Below are 16,357 nucleotides of genomic sequence, written 5' to 3'. Positions count from 1 at the left end.
TGGTCATCTCGCGGGGGTGCCCGCGGCGACCGGTCAGTTCAGTGCCACGTCCGGCGGGAAGTGCGCGACCGCGGCCATCATGCCGCCCTGTCGGCGCAGCACCATCGGCCACAGGTCGTCGGGCCGGTCGACGAACGCGTCACCGGGCAGTGCGTCGAGCAGAAACCAGGAACCGTCCTCGATCTCCTGCTCCAGTTGGCCGGTGCCCCAGCCCGCGTACCCGGCGAAGACCCGGATGCTCTGCACGCTCTCCCGGAGCCGCTGCGGGTCGACCGACAGGTCGAGCGTGCCCACCGCGCCGGAGACCTGATGGAAGCCTTTGAGTCGGCGCACCGGTGGCCGCATCCGGGCCAGGCAGATCGCGGAGTCGGGCTGCACGGGGCCGCCCTCGAACAGCACCGCCGGGTGGCGGGCCAGGTCGCCCCAGTCGCGCAGCACGTCCGCCACCGGCACCTCGGTGGCCCGGTTGAGCACCACACCGAGCGCGCCGCCGGGCTCGTGCGCGACCAGCAGCACGACCGTACGGTCGAAGTTCGGGTCCTTCAGCGCCGGTGTCGCCACCAGCAGCTTCCCGGTCATCGACTCCGTCGCCCGCCCGCCGATCGCCTGCCCCTCTCCCTGCATCACGCGCACCCGTCAGTCGTGCACGGAAAGGCGGAACCGGTGACACTCATCGACGGTGGGCCCAACCGGTGACATCCGCGCTGTCATCGCCATGCCTGGCACCATAGCTTGCGCCCCCGATCCAGGCGAAGGTCTGACAGTCGGGTGATCGACAGACGGTCGGACGGGCCGGGCGACGGCGTCACCACCGGCGCGACGGCGGCCGGTGCCGGCACCAAGCTCATGTCGGAGCAGCGGCGAAATGCTCTTTACTCCCGAGTCGCCCCGATACATTCAGTAGCGATGGCAACGGTCCGCGACACCACCTACGACCTGCTCCGGGCCCTGGGCATGACCACCGTCTTCGGCAACCCCGGCTCCACCGAAGAGCCGTTCCTGCACACCTTCCCCGACGATTTCCACTACGTGCTCGCACTGCACGAGGCGTCGGCGGTGGGCATGGCCGATGGCTACGCGCAGGTCACCGGGGCACCGGCGCACGTCAACCTGCACACGGCACCGGGCACCGGCAACGCCATGGGCAACATCGTCACCGCCTGGCACAACCGGACCCCACTGATCGTCACCGCCGGCCAGCAGACCCGGGAGATGCTGCTGCTCGAACCCCGACTCACTGCCCGTCATCCCACCGAACTTCCCCAGCCCTACGTCAAGTGGGCCCACGAGCCGGTCCGGGCCCAGGACGTCCCTGCGGCGCTCATGCGGGCGTACGCGACCGCAGTCCAGCCGCCGACCGGGCCCGTCTTCCTCTCGCTTCCGCTTGACGACTGGGCGCAGCCCGCCGACCCGCCTCCGCAGGCCCGCACGGTGGCCACCCGGTTCGCTCCCGACCCGGAGCGGCTGCGTCAGTTCGCCGCGGCATTGGCGACGAGCCGGTCGCCGGCCCTGGTGTTCGGGGCCGCCGTGGACCGGGCGGGTGCCTGGGAGGCGGGGGTCGCTCTCGCGGAGCGGCTGGTCGCCCCGGTCTGGTCGGCGCCTGCGCCCGAGCGGACCGCCTTCCCCGAGAATCACCCGCATTTCCAGGGAGTGCTGCCCTTCGCGATCGGCCCGTTGGCCGAACAGCTCCGGGGACACGACACTGTGCTGGTGGTCGGCGCCCCGGTGTTCCGGTACTACCCGCACGTGCCCGGTGAGACGCTGCTGGACGGTGCCCGGCTGCTGCACGTCACCGACGACCCCGAGGAGGCGGCCCGGGCACCGATCGGCGACAGCCTCCTCGGCGACGCCGGCCTCACGCTCGCCGCGCTGACCGACCTGATGCCACCGACAGACCGGCCGCCACCACCCGCCCGGCCCGTACCGTCGCCGGTGGAGGATTCGGTTCCGCTCAGCGCCGACGCGCTATTCGCCGCACTGGCCCGGCACTGGCCCGCAGACGGGGTGCTGGTGCAGGAGTCTCCGTCCAACCTGTCGGCACTGCGTCGCCGGCTGCGGTTCGACACTCCCGGGTCGTACTTCACGATGGCCAGCGGTGGTCTCGGCTACGGCCTGCCGGCGGCCGTCGGCATCGCGCTGGCGCAGCGCGACACCGGCCGCCACCGGCCGGTGGTCGCGGTGATCGGCGACGGCTCGTTCCACTACTCGGTCCAGGCGCTCTGGACCGCCAGCCGGTTGCGGTTGCCGCTGGTGGTCGTCGTGCCGGTCAACCAGCAGTACGCGATCCTCAAGGCGTTCGCCGAACTCAAGCAGACGCCGGGGGTACCCGGGCTGGACCTGCCCGGCATCGACGTCACGGCGATAGCCCGCGGCTACGGGTGTGCCACAAGCGTCGTCGACAATCCCGATCAACTCGGCGAGGCGCTGGCCACGGCCCTGCGGGCCGACGGGCCGACGGTGCTGCCGGTGCCGATCCGCACCGATGTGCCGCCGATCCTCTGAACCCGTCGGCAGACGAGACGCGCCGGCGCCGGCCGACGCCGGCCCGGGACCGGACGGCGCCGGCCGGCGCGGTCAGCCCGCAGCGAAGCGCAGCGGCGTCGCGCTGACCACGTCGAGGACCGGACGGGCTCCCAGCGGTGCCCGCAGCGTCACCGCGACCGGTTCCAGCTTGAGCATGTCGTCGCAGACGCCGGTGCTCCGCACCACCGTGCCGCCGACCACGACCACGTGGTCGTGTTCCTGCACCAGCGGAGTGATCGCGGTGTCGCAGCTACCGACACCGAGCCGGAAGTTAAGCGTCGCACCGTCGACCGATTCGATGTCCTGCGCACTGACCAGGTCCTGCGGGGCGGGCGCGGACGGCGCGACCGGCTCGGGCAGGGCACCGACGGCGTCGGGTGCGACCGCGACCCGGGCCACCACGGCGTCGATCTCCTCGACGGTGAACAGCCACGCCGGCACCTGCGCCTCACCCCGGCTGGTGTGCACCGGTGCGGAACCCAGTTCGACGTTTGTGACGGTGAGCGGGATGCAGGCGGCCTGCGGCTCGCTGCTCACCGGGGCGTCCGGCCCGTCCGGCGGATTGGCCGGTGGCGGCGTACCCGGGTCCTTCGGTCGCCCGGCACAGGGCGGCGGGTCGCCCTGGTCGAGCTGCCGGTACGCCTCAGCCGCGGTGATCAGTGGCACCCGCAGTTCGGCGTCGGAGAAGCGGATGGTGCCGTCGTCCGGCCGCCCGGGCGGCAACGGCACCTGCTCCCGGTACCAGCCGGCCTGGAAGGCGAGCTTGGTCTCGTCGGTGAACTCGGGGTCGCCGACGAGCACCGTGGGCTCCTGGAGCGGCACGTAGCCGGTGGTCCACGCCGCACCTGGGCGCCACGTCTGCGCGACCTCGGTCGCGCGCTGCCTGAACGCCTCGTGCCGGTCGGTCGGGATGCCCGGTCCGGTCGGTTCGCTGCCGACCGGGGCGCAACCGGCAGCCGTCATCAGCAGTGGCAGGCCCAACAGGGCGAGGATGCGGCGCATACCGATCTGACGACAGCGCTCCCCGGCTGGTTCCCGTGCCCCGCGGTGTCAGCCAGCCTTCGCCTCGCCCGGCGGTTTCGTCGGCCGGACAGCGCGGACGTCTACCCGACCGGGTCGGGGTAGACGACTGCGCGCCCCGGTCGGTGACCGGGGCGCGCAGTCAGGTGGTGGAGGTGCCGGGAATCGAACCCGGGTCCTTCGCCGCCTTGTCAGGGCTTCTCCGAGCGCAGCTCGCTGTGCCTCTACTCGGCCCCTCCGATCACGCGAGCGAGTCGGTGTGACGGGCCCAGTCGCTGATTGATCTCGCCGCACGGACCCCGCGACCGGGTCCGGTTGGCCAGCCTTCTAGCTGATGCCGGCTAACTGGGTCGAAGGCGCTCCCAGGCCGACAGACTTGCTACTCGCCTCAGGCGGCGAGAGCGAAGTCAGCGCGATTGTTCTTGGCGCTTATTGGTTTCCGACGAACGATTCTCGAGACGACGTCGGCTTCCTCGGCTCGCTTCCCCTGCCGCAACGTACGAAGTCGAAACCAGTCACCCCCTCGACAGGCCGCCGATCTCCGGCGGCTCCGACAAGCGTAACGCCTGCCGCAACCGGATTCATCCCGAGCCCGGAGCGACGCTCCGATACGGGACGATCCAGACAAATCAGTCGTTCATTCCTTTACCTCGCCGACCCACCGCCCGTTGGATCTCCCGGTCGGCGTCCCGCTTGGCGAGGTCCTGGCGCTTGTCGTACGCCTTCTTACCCTTGGCGAGGCCGATCTCCACCTTGGCCCAGCCGTCGGAGAAGTAGACCTGGAGCGGCACCAGGGTCAGCCCGCTCTCCCGGAGCTTGCCGATCAGCCGGTCGATCTCCAGTCGCTTGAGCAGCAGTTTCCGGGTACGCCGGGGTTCGTGGTTGGTCCAGGTCCCCTGCACGTACTCGGGGATGTGCATGCTGTGCAGGTAGAGCTCGCCGTCCCGCTCCTGCGCGAACGCGTCGACAAGCGAGGCCCGCCCGGCCCGCAGCGACTTCACTTCGGTGCCGGTCAGCGCCATGCCCGCCTCGTACGTGTCGAGGATGGCGTAGTCGTGACGCGCCTTCTTGTTGGAGGCGACGACCTTGCGCCCCTTCTCCCGTGGCATCGCCGCGCCACCTCCCTTTCCCTGTCGCCCGTGACCGACCTGGCCGGCCGCAGGGCGGAGATCATGCTACCCGAACGACAAGGGCCCTTCCGCGCCGTTTATTCCGGCATGGAAGGGCCCTTGCTCGACGAACTAGACCCGCAGGTAGAAGCGGAGCGTGACCCAGGCGGTGACCGCGCTGATCAGACCGCCGACGCCGGCCATCACCGGGAAGGTCAGGAACACCTCGCCCCAACTGACCGGCGCGAAGAGCCCCTGTAGGGCGCTTAGCGCACCGTCGAAGAGGAACACCTTGAGCGCGATCAGGGCGCCGAGGCCCAGGATCGAGCCGATCAGGCCGGCGACCACCGCCTCCAGGACGAACGGCGCCTGGATGAACCAGTTCGACGCACCGACCAGCTTCATGACCGCGACCTCACGCCGCTTGCTGTACGCGGCGACCTGGATGGTGTTGGCGACCAGCAGCAGCGCGGCGACGGCCATCGCGATCGCGGCGACCAGGGCGATGTTCTGCCCGGCGGTGAAGAGGTTGAAGATCTTGTCGAGCACCTGACTCTGGTCGACGACCTGGTCGACCCCCTCGACCGCGGTGTACTGGTCGGAGATGGTCTTGTACTCCTCCGGGTTCACCAGCTTGAGCCGGTACGACTCCGGAAGTTGGTCCGCCTTGACCGCGCTGAGCAGGTCCGGCGAGTCCCGGAACATCTCCTGGAAGCGCTGGAAGGCCTCGTCCTTGTTGACGTACGTGACCTGTGAGACCAGCGGGTCGGACTCCAACTGCGTGGCGAGCGCGCTGCGCTGCTCGTCCGTCACCTCGGCGTCCAGGAAGATCGAGACCTCGATGTTCTCGAAGTACAGCTGCTTCATGTCGGCGACCTTGGTGTAGATCAGGCCGCTGGCACCGAGCATGGTCAGCGAGACCGCCATCGTGATGATCATCGCGATGGTCATGGTCACGTTGCGCCACAGTCCGACCAGTACCTCGGACATGACGTATTTCATCCGCATCGGGATTTCCTCCGGCTCTCCGGCGTGAGGTGTTCGTCGTCAGATCGGGGTGCGGTGGGTAGGGCCGTCACCCGTAGACGCCGCGGGCCTGGTCGCGAACGATGCGGCCGCTCTCGATCTCGATGACGCGGCGACGCATCTGGTTCACGATGTTGGAGTCGTGCGTGACCATCACGACGGTGGTGCCGGTGCGGTTGATCCGGTCCAGCAGGCGCATGATCTCGATTGAGGTGTCCGGGTCCAGGTTTCCGGTCGGCTCGTCCGCCAGCAGGATCAGCGGACGGTTCACGAACGCCCGGGCGACCGCCACGCGCTGCTGCTCACCACCGGAGAGCTCGTGCGGGTAGCGGTGCTCCTTGCCGCCGAGGCCGACCAGTTCCAGCACCTCCGGCACGACCCGGCGGGCCACCGCCTTGGTCTTGCCGATCACCTCCAGCGCGAACGCCACGTTCTCGTACGCGGTGCGGTTGGGCAGCAGCCGGAAGTCCTGGAAGACGCAGCCGATCGAGCGGCGGAAGTGCGGGCGCTTCCAGGACCGCATCGACGTGACGTCCTTGCCGTTGACGACGACGCGTCCCTTGTTGGGGACCACCTCGTGCAGCAGCATCTTGACGATGGTGGACTTGCCGGAGCCGGATGGGCCGATGAAGAAGACGAACTCGCCCTTGTCGATCGACACGGACACGTTGTCGAGCGAAGGCCGCGACGCCTTCGGGTACGTCTTCGTCACTTGCTCAAGCTGAATCACGGGTGGTGAGTCTACGCCGTGTAACTGTCGTGCCAAGTCCCACGCCCCGCCGTTGCGCGGCAAGTCATCAAATCAGCACGTCAGGTGGAGATCGACGGCGCGCTCCGCCCACGATCGGTCACGCACGGTCGCCGGCCAGTTGCTGCTGCTTGCGCCACCGGATGCCCGCCTCGATGAAGGAGTCCAGGTCACCGTCGAAGACGGAACTCGGGTTGCCGGTCTCCTGCTCGGTCCGCAGATCCTTCACCATCTGATAGGGGTGCAGCACGTACGAACGCATCTGGTCGCCCCAGGAGCCGGCGGCGTCGGTCTTGAGCCCCTGGAGCTTGGCCTGCTCCTCCTGGCGCTTGCGCTCCAGCAGCCGGGCCTGGAGCACACGCAGCGCGGAGGCCTTGTTCTGCAACTGCGACTTCTCGTTCTGACAGGTCACCACGATGCCGGTCGGGACGTGGGTGATCCGTACCGCCGAGTCGGTGGTGTTGACGCTCTGCCCGCCCGGGCCCGAGGAGCGGTAGACGTCGATCCGCATCTCGTTCTCGGGGATGTCGATGTGGTCGGTCTGCTCCACCACCGGCAGCACCTCGACCCCGGCGAAGCTTGTCTGCCGCCGCCCCTGGTTGTCGAACGGGCTGATCCGCACCAGCCGGTGGGTGCCGGATTCCACGCTGAGCGTGCCGTACGCGTACGGGACCTTGACCGTGAAGGTGGCCGACTTCAGGCCGGCCTCCTCGGCGTACGAGGTCTCGTAGACCTCGGTCGGGTAGCCGTGCCGCTCGGCCCAGCGAAGGTACATCCGCAGCAGCATCTCGGCGAAGTCGGCCGCGTCCACACCGCCGGCACCCGCCCGGATGGCCACCAGCGCCTCCCGGGAGTCGTACTCACCGGACAGGAGCGTGCGGACCTCCATCTCCTGGATGGCCTTGGTCAGCCCGGCGATCTCGGTCTCGACCTCGGTGAGTACCCCCGAGTCGGACTCCGCCTCGGCCAGTTCCAACAGCACGTGCGCGTCGTCCAGCCGAGAACGCAGGCTGCCGAGCTTGTCGATCTCGCCGTTGACGTACGACAGCTGCGAGGTCACCTGCTGGGCGCGGGCCTGGTCGTCCCAGAGGTCCGGGGCGGACGCCTCCTGCTCCAGGCGGGCCTTGTCCGCGCGGAGACGGTCGAGGTCGAGCACCGCCTCGATGTTGCGCAGGGTGGCGTCGAGTTCCTTGAGCTGTTCGGAGAAGTCGGCAGCGGTCACGACAGACAAGGGTACTGCTCGGACGAGGAGTGAGCTTGCGAGCCCCGCAGACCGAGCCAAAACAAACCCAGCTCGGACGAGGAGTGAGCTTGCGAGCCCCGCAGACCGAGCCCAGACGAGCCCAGCTCGGGCCGGCGTGCGGTCAGCTGGCGGCGGCGCTCTTGAGCCAGGACAGGGCGGCACGGTGGTACGCCACGGCGAACTCCAGCGCGCTCGCGTCGTACGTGTCGCCTTCCTTCTTGGCGTTCTTGACCTGCTCGCGGACCCGGGCCAGCGCGTCGGTGTGGTACTCGTTGGCTGCGGCCTGGAGGTTCTTCAGCTGGTTCGGGGAGTGCAGGTTCCCGAAGGCGATGCGCAGGGCGATCGGGTTGCGGATGGTGTCCCGCCCGGGATCCTCGGCCAGCCAGCGGGAAAATGTCCGTTTTCCGGCTGCCGTGATCGCGTACGGCTGACTCATCCGCGGCCCGGGCTTACCCAACCGGACGAAACCTCGCTCGGCCAGCACCGGCAACTCCCGGTAGACCTGGCTTCGGGTCATCGACCAGTACGGCGCCAGTCGGCGCTCGGCGGCGGCCATCAACTGGCCACCTGTCATGGGACCCTCGTGGAGCAGCCCGAGCAGGGCCGCCGCCGTGGGGTTCACTCCGGATTCCGCCATGCCCCTTACGCTGCCACTTTGCCGGGCCGGCGTCCAGGATTTCCCCTTTTCGCCACCGATTGGGGCTTCCTATGTGCACTGTCGGCGCGCGACCGTCCACCTACGCCGGGCCGGCCGGCGTCACCCCCGGCCGCCCCCGGCCCGGCTCAGCGGGCGCGGGGTCGACAAGGGCCCCTCCTGTCACACCTTGCTCGGCGTCGGTCCGGGGTTGGTCGTTACATCTTCAGCCCATGTGGGGGTAGGTGTGGTCGGTCGGGGGGACGAAGGTTTCCTTGATCGTCCGGGGGGACATCCAGCGGACCAGGTTGTGCCAGGATCCCGCCTTGTCGTTGGTGCCGCTGGCCCGGGCACCGCCGAACGGCTGCTGACCGACGACGGCGCCGGTCGGCTTGTCGTTGATGTAGAAGTTGCCGGCCGCGTACCGCATCTTCTCGGCCACCGCGTCGACCACCCGCCGGTCGGTGGCGAAGATCGACCCGGTGAGTGCGTACGGGGCGATGGCCTCGGCCTGCGTGACCACCTCGTCGAAGCGGGCGTCGTCGAAGACGTGCACGCCGAGGATGGGGCCGAAGTACTCGGTGGTGAACGTCTCGTGTGCCGGGTCGCCGCACTCGAAGATCGTCGGGCGGACGAACCAGCCGACCGAGTCGTCGGCGGTGCCACCGGCGATGATCCGGCAGCTGTCGTCGGTGGTGATCAGCTCCAGTGCGGCGGTGTGCCGGGAGTACGCCTTGTCGTCGATGACCGCACCGCCGAAGTTGCGGAAATCGGTGACGTCGCCGTAGGCCAGCCCGTCGGCGGTCGCGGCCAGCCGGTCACGCAGGCCACCCTCCCAGAGGGAGCGCGGGACGTACGCGCGGGAGGCCGCCGAGCACTTCTGTCCCTGGTACTCGAAGGCGCCCCGGATCAGCGCCGTGTGCAGCGCGTCGACGTCGGCGCTGGAGTGCGCGACCACGAAGTCCTTGCCCCCGGTCTCGCCGACCAGCCTGGGGTAGCCCCGGTAGCCGGCGATGTTCTCCCCGACCGTGCGCCAGAGGTGCTGGAAGACCTTGGTGGACCCGGTGAAGTGGATGCCGGCCAGGTCGGGGTCGGCCAGCACCACGTCGGAGACCTCTTCGCCCCGCCCGGTCACCATGTTGAGCACACCGGGCGGTAGGCCGGCCGCTTCGAACAGGCGCATGGTGAAGTGTGCGGCGAACTGCTGGGTCGGGCCCGGCTTCCACACCACCGTGTTGCCGAGCAGGGCCGGCGCCGACGGCAGGTTGCCGGCGATGGCGGTGAAGTTGAACGGAGTGACCGCGTAGACGAAGCCCTCCAGCGGCCGGTGGTCGAAGCGGTTCCACACGCCGGGCGACGACATCGGCTGCTCGGCCAGCAGTTTGCGGGCGAAGTGCACGTTGAATCGCAGGAAGTCGATGAACTCGCAGGCCGCGTCGATCTCGGCCTGCACGGCCGTCTTCGACTGGCCCAGCATGGTGGCCGCGTTCAGGGTGTCCCGCCAGGGGCCGGAGAGCAGCTCGGCGGCGCGCAGGAAGATCGCGGCGCGCTCCTCGAAGGGCAGCGCGCGCCAGTCCGGCGCGGCGTCCTTGGCGGCCTTGACCGCCGCCCGCGCGTCGTCGTGGGTGGCGTGCCCGGTGACCCCGAGCACGTGCGCGTGCCGGTGCGGCTGCACCACCTGGATCGGCTCGCCGCCGGCCATCCGCTGTTCGCCCGCGATGGTCATCGGCAGGTCGATGCGCTCAGCGGCCAGCTCGGTGAGCCTGCGCTGGAGACGTTCGCGGTCGGTGCTGCCCGGCTCATAGCTGCGCACCGGCTCGTTACGCGGCTCGGGTACGGAGAACACGGCGTCCATCAGGGCTCCTGGCGATCTCGACGGCGGTGGCGAAACCGGCCCCGCGGTGGCGGGACCTGCGCCAATCCTCCCACGGCCGGCGTCGGTCGAGCACACCCCGGCCGCCGGTAGGCCAATGATCAGGAGGCATTTCACGTCCACCGGAACCGATTCGTACCCGAACGAGATACCTGACCGAAGAAATGCAGGCCGTGCAGGCTTCGGGCGCACGCCTGTTCCGGACGCGTACGCTGGGTTGCCGTGACGGTCCGGCCCGGTCGGGCCCGGCGGTGAGAGGGAGACCATGAGCAACGAGCCCGGTGGGCCGACCGCCGCGCGGCCCGACCAGTCCGACACCGTCGACCCGCGCGCGGACGACCGGTCCGCGGCCACCGGCCCCGACGCGGACGACCAGTCCGAGGCTGCCGGCGACCACTCCGGGGCCGGCCGTCCCGCACCCGCGCCGGGAGCGACGGTGCTGGCGTTGCTGGCCGCCGGCTGGCTGGCCGCGATGCTCTGGTCGACCCGGGAGGCGATCAGTTCGGCGACGGCCGGTGTCACCGCGGTCAGTCTCTCCGCCTTCGCGCTGCCCGGCGTGATCTCGGCCGCGCTTGTGGCCGGTGCCGCCGTCGGGCTGGCGGCCGGCGAGCCGGTTGCCCGCCGGACCGAACGGGTGACCCTGCGCTTCGCGGTGGCGATCGGCGCCGGCCTGCTCGTCGGGCTGCTCGCCGCGCTCGCGATCGACCTCACCTACGCGGGTGACGTCACCACCCGCACGATCGCCGGCACCACGGCCGCCGCGGCCGTCATCGGCGGCGCGCTCGCCGGGGCCCGTAACGGTGCGGTGGTGGGTGCCGTGGCCGCCGCCGCGCTGGGCACCCTGGTCTTCGTGGTGGCCTTCAGCGTGGCCCGGGATCCGCTGTTCAATCTCTTCGGTGCCGGCGACAGCCAGCAGTCGCTTGTCAACGCGGCCAGTTGGGTCTCCCGGACCGAGTCCCTGCTGGCCGGGCTCATCGCCGGTGGGCTGGCCTTCGGCTACCTCACCTGGGCACGGCGGCGAGTCGTACGCGACGGCGGCGAGGCTGCACCGCGCTGGCCGGCGTACCTGGTGGCGGGCGCGGGACCGGGACTCCTCCTCCTGCTCACCGAGGTGATCATCCGGATCGGCGGGCGTTCGCTGATCGACCTGGCCGCCGCACTCAGCGAGGCGGACGCGGTCGCGCAGACCTCACTCGGTACCTCACGGGTGGACAACGCCATCTGGGTGCTGTTCGTCGGCGCGCTGACCGCCGTGGTCAGTTTCGGCCGTACGCTCAGTTCACCGGCCGACGACGAGGCGTAGTCGGCGGCCGGTGACCCGGACGGCGGTCAGCCTTCCGTGGCGGTGGCGCGCAGCAGCGACTCCAGTTCGCTGGGGTCGTACCACTCCAGTTCATGGTCCTCGGCACCGTCGACGGTGAACTGGGCGTCGGGGTCGCCGGCCAACGCCTCCAGTACCACCTGGACGGCGGCGGCGACGTCGGCGGCGGCGTCCATCCCGTCCACGTGCACGGCCGCGACGGCCGCGACCGGCACCGGGGCCTGCAACTCCACCACGCTGGAGCCCAGTTCCCCGTCGCCCCGACCGATCGCCGTCGCGGGCAGGTCCGCCGAGACGACCACCCGTCGACGCGGCGCGGCCGGGTCGTGACGGATCAGTTGCAGGGCGTCCTGGGCGGCGCGGGTGAAGGCGACGTACTCCAACTCCTCCTCGTCGCCTTCCGCGTACCACTCGCGTAGCGTCGGGGTCACCGCGTGCGCCTGCGCCGCGGCGAGCCCGTGCTCCGGCAGCCTGGCCAGCATCGGCACGGTCGCCGGCACGTAGACCCGGACAAGCTCGTCGGTCACCGTGGTTTCCCCCGCTCTGCTCCGGCCGGCGACGACACGCCGGGCCCGGCGTACGGCCCTGCCCGTCCGCCCTGACCGTCATACACCCCGTATCGCCTTCGTGGAAGTTCCGGCGATGGGCCGGTGTGTCCGGCCGGCCGACGAAAGCGGATTCGTCGGGAGGCGGCGGCCGGTGGCAAACTGAGGCTAACGACGTCAACCCGGGGAGTTCCGGTGGAACCGAGGTTCCTGCTCCTGTCCGACGTGGCCACCGAGCTGAACGTGTCGGATTCGCAGGTCTACCACATGGTGCGCAGTGGCGAGCTGCCCGCGATCAAGATCGGCGGCCGTGGGCAGTGGCGGGTGGAGCGGGCCCGCCTGGAGGAGTACATCCAGCGCAAGTACGCCGAAACCGCCGATTGGGTACGCGATAACCCGCTGGCGGAACGCGACCCCGATGAACGGTAGGACCCCCACCACGGCATTGACCGTCGGCTCTGCCATGCCCGACAATCAAAGCTATCGAAAGCAAACGAAGGCAAACGCAATCTTTGATGGCAGGGGGCAGCGCGATGACCGACCTCCGGCGGCCCGGGCCGGCGCGCCCACCCGTGCGGCTGCGGCCGGCGCCCGCCTTCGAGCCGCCCTCCGTCGACGAGGACACCACCGGTTGGCCACGACCGGCCGACGGCCAGCTCGCCCTCGACCTCTTCGCCACCGGCGGGCAGTGGCCCGACGGCCGTGGCCCGGACCGGTCGCCGCTGCCGTGGGCGGCCTCGCGCTCCGGCAGCCGACCGGTCACGCCCGGCGTGCCGTGGTCGGGTGAGTCCGGCCGGCCCACCGGATCCGGCCCGGCGGGGCCCCGCCACGCTCCGGCCCGGCACCTGCCGGCCGGGGCCCTGACCACAGCCACCCCGGCGGCCACCCGGGTCGCCCACCGCTTCGTCGCCACCTGCCTGGAGGTGTTCAACGGCTTCCGGCCACCGGTGCAGCTACGGCGTCAACTCGACCCGGCGCGGGCCGCCGCGCTGCTGCCCGAGCTCGCCCGCGCCACCGCACACGCGGCACCGGCTCGACGGCGCTCGGCGCGCCCCGGGGTGCGGCTGCGACGACTGCGCGTCTGCGAGCCTCGCCCCACCGCCATCGAGGCCGCCGCCGTGCTCACCGGCGCCGGTGGTCGTAGCTGGGCGATGGCGCTGCGCCTGGAGCAGCGGCGCGGCAACTGGCTCTGCACCGACCTGCGGGTCCTCTGACCTCGCCGCTCCGACCGGAACACCGCTCCCCCGACCGGCCCCACCGCCACGGGAGCACGGACGAGATCGCGCCCGAATCCTGAGTTGGTGGCCGTGTTCGCTGAGCGAGGCCACTCGATCCAGGATCGGGCGCGATCTTCCGGAGCCGGGCGATTCCTAGCCGGCCGAGGTGCCGCCGGGAGCACCGTGGCAGCGCTTGTACTTGCGACCCGAGCCACAGGGGCACGGCGCGTTACGGGACGGTCCGTTGCTGGCGGTCGCCTGCCCCGGTGCGGGCTGGCGGGCGTTGCCGACCCCCGGACCGCGCAGGCCGCCGGCCGGGCGCTGCGGCGCGGTCGGTGCCGTGCGCCCCGGCGCCGCCGGGGCGGCCTGGTCCGGACGGCCGATGCCGAGCGCGGGAGCCCGCTGCTCCTCCCGCTGCACGGCGACGCCACCGGCACCGGCCTCGCCGTCGATGGTCGGGGCGGAGTACTGAAGCCCCTGCTGCTGCGGCGCACGACCCAGGCCCTTGGCCCGGATCTCCACCGGCTTCTCCAGCAGCTGGACCTCCTCGGCCTCCGGCTCCGGCTCGTTGACCTGCACCTCGAGGTTGTAGAGGAAGCCGACAGTCTCCTCCTTGATGCCGTCCATCATGGTGGCGAACATGTCGAAGCCCTCGCGCTGGTACTCCACCACCGGGTCACGCTGGGCGTACGCGCGCAGCGAGATGCCCTCCTGGAGGTAGTCCATCTCGTAGAGGTGCTCACGCCACTTGCGGTCGATGACCTGGAGCAGCACCATTCGTTCCAGTTGCCGGGTGCCCTCGGCGCCGAGTTGCTCCTCACGCCGGTCGTACGCGGCGTTCGCGTCCTCCTTGAGCCGGGCGAGCAGGAAGTCGGCGTCGATACTGGCCCGGGACCCGCCGGCCTCCTCCTCCAGTTCCTCGATGGTGATGCCCACCGGGTAGAGCTGCTTGAGGCTGGACCACAACTGCTCGAAATCCCAGTCCTCGGCGTAGCCGTCCGAGGTGGCCCCCCGCACGTACGCCTCGATGGTGTCGTTGATCATGTTGCGTACCTGGTCGGAGAGATCCTCGCCGTTGAGTACGCGCAGCCGCTCGGCGTAGATCACCTGGCGCTGCTTGTTCATGACCTCGTCGTACTTGAGGACGTTCTTGCGGATCTCGGCGTTCTGCCCCTCGATCTGAGCCTGGGCGCTCTTGATCTGGCGGGTGACCATCTTCGACTCGATGGGCACGTCCTCCGGGATGTTGAAGCGGTCCATGACCGCCTCCACCGCACCGGAGCGGAACCGCTTCATCAGCTCGTCCTGCAGGGAGAGGTAGAACCGGGACTCGCCCGGGTCGCCCTGCCGGCCGGACCGGCCACGAAGCTGGTTGTCGATCCGTCGGGACTCGTGCCGCTCCGTGCCCAGCACGTAGAGCCCACCGGCGGCGGCGACCTCCTCGGCCTCCGCGTCGCAGGCCTGCTTCCACTGCGGCATGACCTCTTCGAGGGCCTTGTCGTACTCCTCGGCGTTCTCCAGCGGGTCCAGCCCGCGTTGGCGTAGCTCGTTGGCCGCGAGGAACTCGGGGTTGCCGCCGAGCAGGATGTCGGTGCCCCGGCCGGCCATGTTGGTGGCCACCGTGACCGCGCCCTTGCGACCGGCCTGGGCGACGATCTCCGCCTCGCGGGCGTGGAACTTCGCGTTCAGCACCGAGTGCGGGATGCCCCGGCGGCGCAGCAACTGGGAGAGGATCTCGGAATTCTCCACGGAGACCGTGCCGACCAGCACCGGCTGACCTGCGTGGTGCCGCTCGGCGATGTCCTCGATCACCGCGTTGAACTTGGCCTGCTCGGTCTTGTAGATGACGTCGGCCCGGTCCTCGCGGATCATCGGCCGGTGGGTCGGGATGGTCACCACGCCGACCTTGTAGACCTTGTTGAACTCGCCTGCCTCGGTCTGCGCCGTACCGGTCATGCCGGCGAGCTTGTCGTAGAGGCGGAAGTAGTTCTGCAGGGTGATGGTGGCCAGGGTCTGGTTCTCCTGCTTGATCTCCACCCCCTCCTTGGCCTCGATCGCCTGGTGCATGCCCTCGTTGTAGCGGCGACCGTGCAGGATGCGGCCGGTGAACTCGTCGACGATCAGGACCTCGCCATCGCTGACGATGTAGTCCTTGTCGCGCTTGTACAGCTCCTTGGCCTTGATCGCGTTGTTCAGGTAGCCGACCAGCGGAGTGTTCACCGACTCGTAGAGGTTGTCGATGCCGAGCCGGTCCTCCACCTTCGCCACGCCCCGCTCGGTGACCGCGATGGTGCGCTTGGCGTAGTCGACCTCGTAGTCACCCTCGCCGTCCTTGCCCGACTGGAGACGGGCCACCACGGCGGCGAACTCGCCGTACCAGCGGGCGGAGTGTTCGGCCGGGCCGGAGATGATCAGCGGGGTACGGGCCTCGTCGATCAGGATGGAGTCGACCTCGTCGACCACGGCGAAGTTGTGGCCGCGCTGGACCAGTTCGTCCTTCGACCAGGCCATGTTGTCGCGCAGGTAGTCGAAACCGAACTCGTTGTTCGTGCCGTAGGTGATGTCGCACTCGTACGCCGCGCGGTGCTCGACCGCCGGCCGGTTGGGCAGCACCACACCGACGGTCAGCCCGAGGAACTCGTGCACCCGCCCCATCCAGGCGGCGTCCCGCTGGGCCAGGTAGTCGTTCACCGTGACCACGTGCACGCCCTTGCCGGACAACGCGTTGAGATAGACCGGCATCACCGAGGTCAGGGTCTTACCCTCACCGGTCTTCATCTCGGCGATGTTGCCGAAGTGCAACGCCGCGCCACCCATCACCTGCACGTCGTACGGCCGCTGGCCGAGCACCCGGGCCGCCGCCTCCCGGCAGACCGCGAACGCCTCAGGCAGCAGGTCGTCCAGGGTCTCGCCGTCGGCGAGGCGTTCCCTGAACTGCTCGGTCATGTCGCGCAGCTCGTCGTCGGTGAGGTTGACGTAGTCGTCCTCGATCGAGTTGACGGCGGCGGCGATCGCCTTGAGGCGGCGCACCATGCGCCCCTCGCCCGCACGGAGGACCTTTTCCAGAATCGACACGGATCAACGCTCCCCTAGACAGT

Annotated in this window: 14 protein-coding genes and 1 other RNA gene; 4 read left to right on the top strand and 11 right to left on the bottom strand. The window is 70.0% G+C overall.

Going from position 1 to position 16,357, the window contains the following annotated elements:
* Positions 1–33: 33 nt before the first annotated feature.
* On the bottom strand, positions 34–624 hold the full coding sequence (locus tag ACFY2A_RS10860; RefSeq protein ID WP_387170601.1) for a YqgE/AlgH family protein: 591 nt from the start codon (positions 622–624) through the stop codon (positions 34–36).
* 282 nt (positions 625–906) lie between these two features.
* Between ACFY2A_RS10860 and mdlC the strand changes: the two genes are divergently transcribed.
* Positions 907–2,502, top strand: a complete 1,596-nt coding sequence (gene mdlC, locus ACFY2A_RS10855; RefSeq protein WP_387170599.1) for a benzoylformate decarboxylase — start codon at positions 907–909, stop codon at positions 2,500–2,502.
* 72 nt (positions 2,503–2,574) lie between these two features.
* Here the strand turns inward: mdlC and ACFY2A_RS10850 are convergent, their stop codons facing one another.
* The 8 genes from ACFY2A_RS10850 to pruA all read right to left on the bottom strand — a co-directional run bounded on the left by ACFY2A_RS10850 (position 2,575) and on the right by pruA (position 10,158).
* On the bottom strand, positions 2,575–3,525 hold the full coding sequence (locus tag ACFY2A_RS10850; protein WP_387170597.1) for a hypothetical protein: 951 nt from the start codon (positions 3,523–3,525) through the stop codon (positions 2,575–2,577).
* 165 nt (positions 3,526–3,690) lie between these two features.
* Positions 3,691–4,066, bottom strand: a transfer-messenger RNA (tmRNA) gene (gene ssrA / locus ACFY2A_RS10845).
* A gap of 106 nt (positions 4,067–4,172) precedes the next feature.
* Complete coding sequence (smpB, locus tag ACFY2A_RS10840) at positions 4,173–4,652, bottom strand: SsrA-binding protein SmpB (protein WP_093406601.1); 480 nt, start codon at positions 4,650–4,652, stop codon at positions 4,173–4,175.
* A gap of 132 nt (positions 4,653–4,784) precedes the next feature.
* On the bottom strand, positions 4,785–5,660 hold the full coding sequence (ftsX, locus tag ACFY2A_RS10835) for a permease-like cell division protein FtsX (protein WP_387170594.1): 876 nt from the start codon (positions 5,658–5,660) through the stop codon (positions 4,785–4,787).
* Between the two features lie 67 nt (positions 5,661–5,727).
* Positions 5,728–6,408, bottom strand: a complete 681-nt coding sequence (gene ftsE / locus ACFY2A_RS10830) for a cell division ATP-binding protein FtsE (RefSeq protein ID WP_093406596.1) — start codon at positions 6,406–6,408, stop codon at positions 5,728–5,730.
* Between the two features lie 118 nt (positions 6,409–6,526).
* Positions 6,527–7,648, bottom strand: coding sequence for a peptide chain release factor 2 (prfB, locus tag ACFY2A_RS10825; RefSeq protein WP_363921837.1), 1,122 nt, complete (start codon positions 7,646–7,648; stop codon positions 6,527–6,529).
* A gap of 142 nt (positions 7,649–7,790) precedes the next feature.
* Positions 7,791–8,306, bottom strand: a complete 516-nt coding sequence (locus ACFY2A_RS10820) for a PadR family transcriptional regulator (protein ID WP_363921835.1) — start codon at positions 8,304–8,306, stop codon at positions 7,791–7,793.
* 223 nt (positions 8,307–8,529) lie between these two features.
* Positions 8,530–10,158 carry an L-glutamate gamma-semialdehyde dehydrogenase gene (pruA, locus tag ACFY2A_RS10815; protein WP_363921833.1) on the bottom strand — a complete coding sequence of 543 codons (1,629 nt, stop codon included), beginning with the start codon at positions 10,156–10,158 and terminating at the stop codon, positions 8,530–8,532.
* Between the two features lie 283 nt (positions 10,159–10,441).
* On the opposite strand from pruA, the gene ACFY2A_RS10810 reads away from it, so the two are divergent.
* Complete coding sequence (locus tag ACFY2A_RS10810) at positions 10,442–11,479, top strand: hypothetical protein (RefSeq protein ID WP_387170591.1); 1,038 nt, start codon at positions 10,442–10,444, stop codon at positions 11,477–11,479.
* Positions 11,480–11,505: 26 nt separating this feature from the next.
* On the opposite strand, the gene ACFY2A_RS10805 is transcribed toward ACFY2A_RS10810, so the two are convergent.
* Positions 11,506–12,024 (bottom strand): DUF6912 family protein, encoded by a 519-nt coding sequence (locus ACFY2A_RS10805; RefSeq protein WP_363921828.1) that lies wholly within the window; start codon positions 12,022–12,024, stop codon positions 11,506–11,508.
* Between the two features lie 213 nt (positions 12,025–12,237).
* On the opposite strand from ACFY2A_RS10805, the gene ACFY2A_RS10800 reads away from it, so the two are divergent.
* Entirely contained in the window at positions 12,238–12,471 is a 234-nt protein-coding gene (locus tag ACFY2A_RS10800) for a helix-turn-helix domain-containing protein (protein ID WP_363921826.1), read from the top strand.
* Between the two features lie 104 nt (positions 12,472–12,575).
* Positions 12,576–13,256, top strand: a complete 681-nt coding sequence (locus tag ACFY2A_RS10795; RefSeq protein ID WP_363921824.1) for an Rv3235 family protein — start codon at positions 12,576–12,578, stop codon at positions 13,254–13,256.
* Between the two features lie 156 nt (positions 13,257–13,412).
* Here the strand turns inward: ACFY2A_RS10795 and secA are convergent, their stop codons facing one another.
* Positions 13,413–16,334: a preprotein translocase subunit SecA gene (secA, locus tag ACFY2A_RS10790; RefSeq protein WP_387170588.1), complete on the bottom strand. Its 2,922-nt coding sequence runs from the start codon at positions 16,332–16,334 to the stop codon at positions 13,413–13,415.
* Positions 16,335–16,357: the final 23 nt, after the last annotated feature.

Origin of the sequence: Micromonospora sp. NPDC000442 (assembly GCF_042898635.1) — a bacterium.
Classification (GTDB): Bacteria; Actinomycetota; Actinomycetes; order Mycobacteriales; family Micromonosporaceae; genus Micromonospora.
The sequence above is the reverse complement of the archived record's forward strand: the minus strand, read 5'-3'. Positions and strand labels throughout refer to the sequence as shown.

What these genes read in the sequence shown, in the direction of transcription:
- ACFY2A_RS10810 (WP_387170591.1), top strand. Translation starts at nt 10,442, where the DNA reads ATGAGCAACGAGCCCGGTGGGCCGACCGCCGCGCGGCCCGACCAGTCC.
- ftsX (WP_387170594.1), bottom strand. Translation starts at nt 5,660, where the DNA reads ATGCGGATGAAATACGTCATGTCCGAGGTACTGGTCGGACTGTGGCGC.
- pruA (WP_363921833.1), bottom strand. Translation starts at nt 10,158, where the DNA reads ATGGACGCCGTGTTCTCCGTACCCGAGCCGCGTAACGAGCCGGTGCGC.
- mdlC (WP_387170599.1), top strand. Translation starts at nt 907, where the DNA reads ATGGCAACGGTCCGCGACACCACCTACGACCTGCTCCGGGCCCTGGGC.
- ACFY2A_RS10850 (WP_387170597.1), bottom strand. Translation starts at nt 3,525, where the DNA reads ATGCGCCGCATCCTCGCCCTGTTGGGCCTGCCACTGCTGATGACGGCT.
- ACFY2A_RS10820 (WP_363921835.1), bottom strand. Translation starts at nt 8,306, where the DNA reads ATGGCGGAATCCGGAGTGAACCCCACGGCGGCGGCCCTGCTCGGGCTG.
- smpB (WP_093406601.1), bottom strand. Translation starts at nt 4,652, where the DNA reads ATGCCACGGGAGAAGGGGCGCAAGGTCGTCGCCTCCAACAAGAAGGCG.
- ACFY2A_RS10860 (WP_387170601.1), bottom strand. Translation starts at nt 624, where the DNA reads ATGCAGGGAGAGGGGCAGGCGATCGGCGGGCGGGCGACGGAGTCGATG.
- ACFY2A_RS10795 (WP_363921824.1), top strand. Translation starts at nt 12,576, where the DNA reads ATGACCGACCTCCGGCGGCCCGGGCCGGCGCGCCCACCCGTGCGGCTG.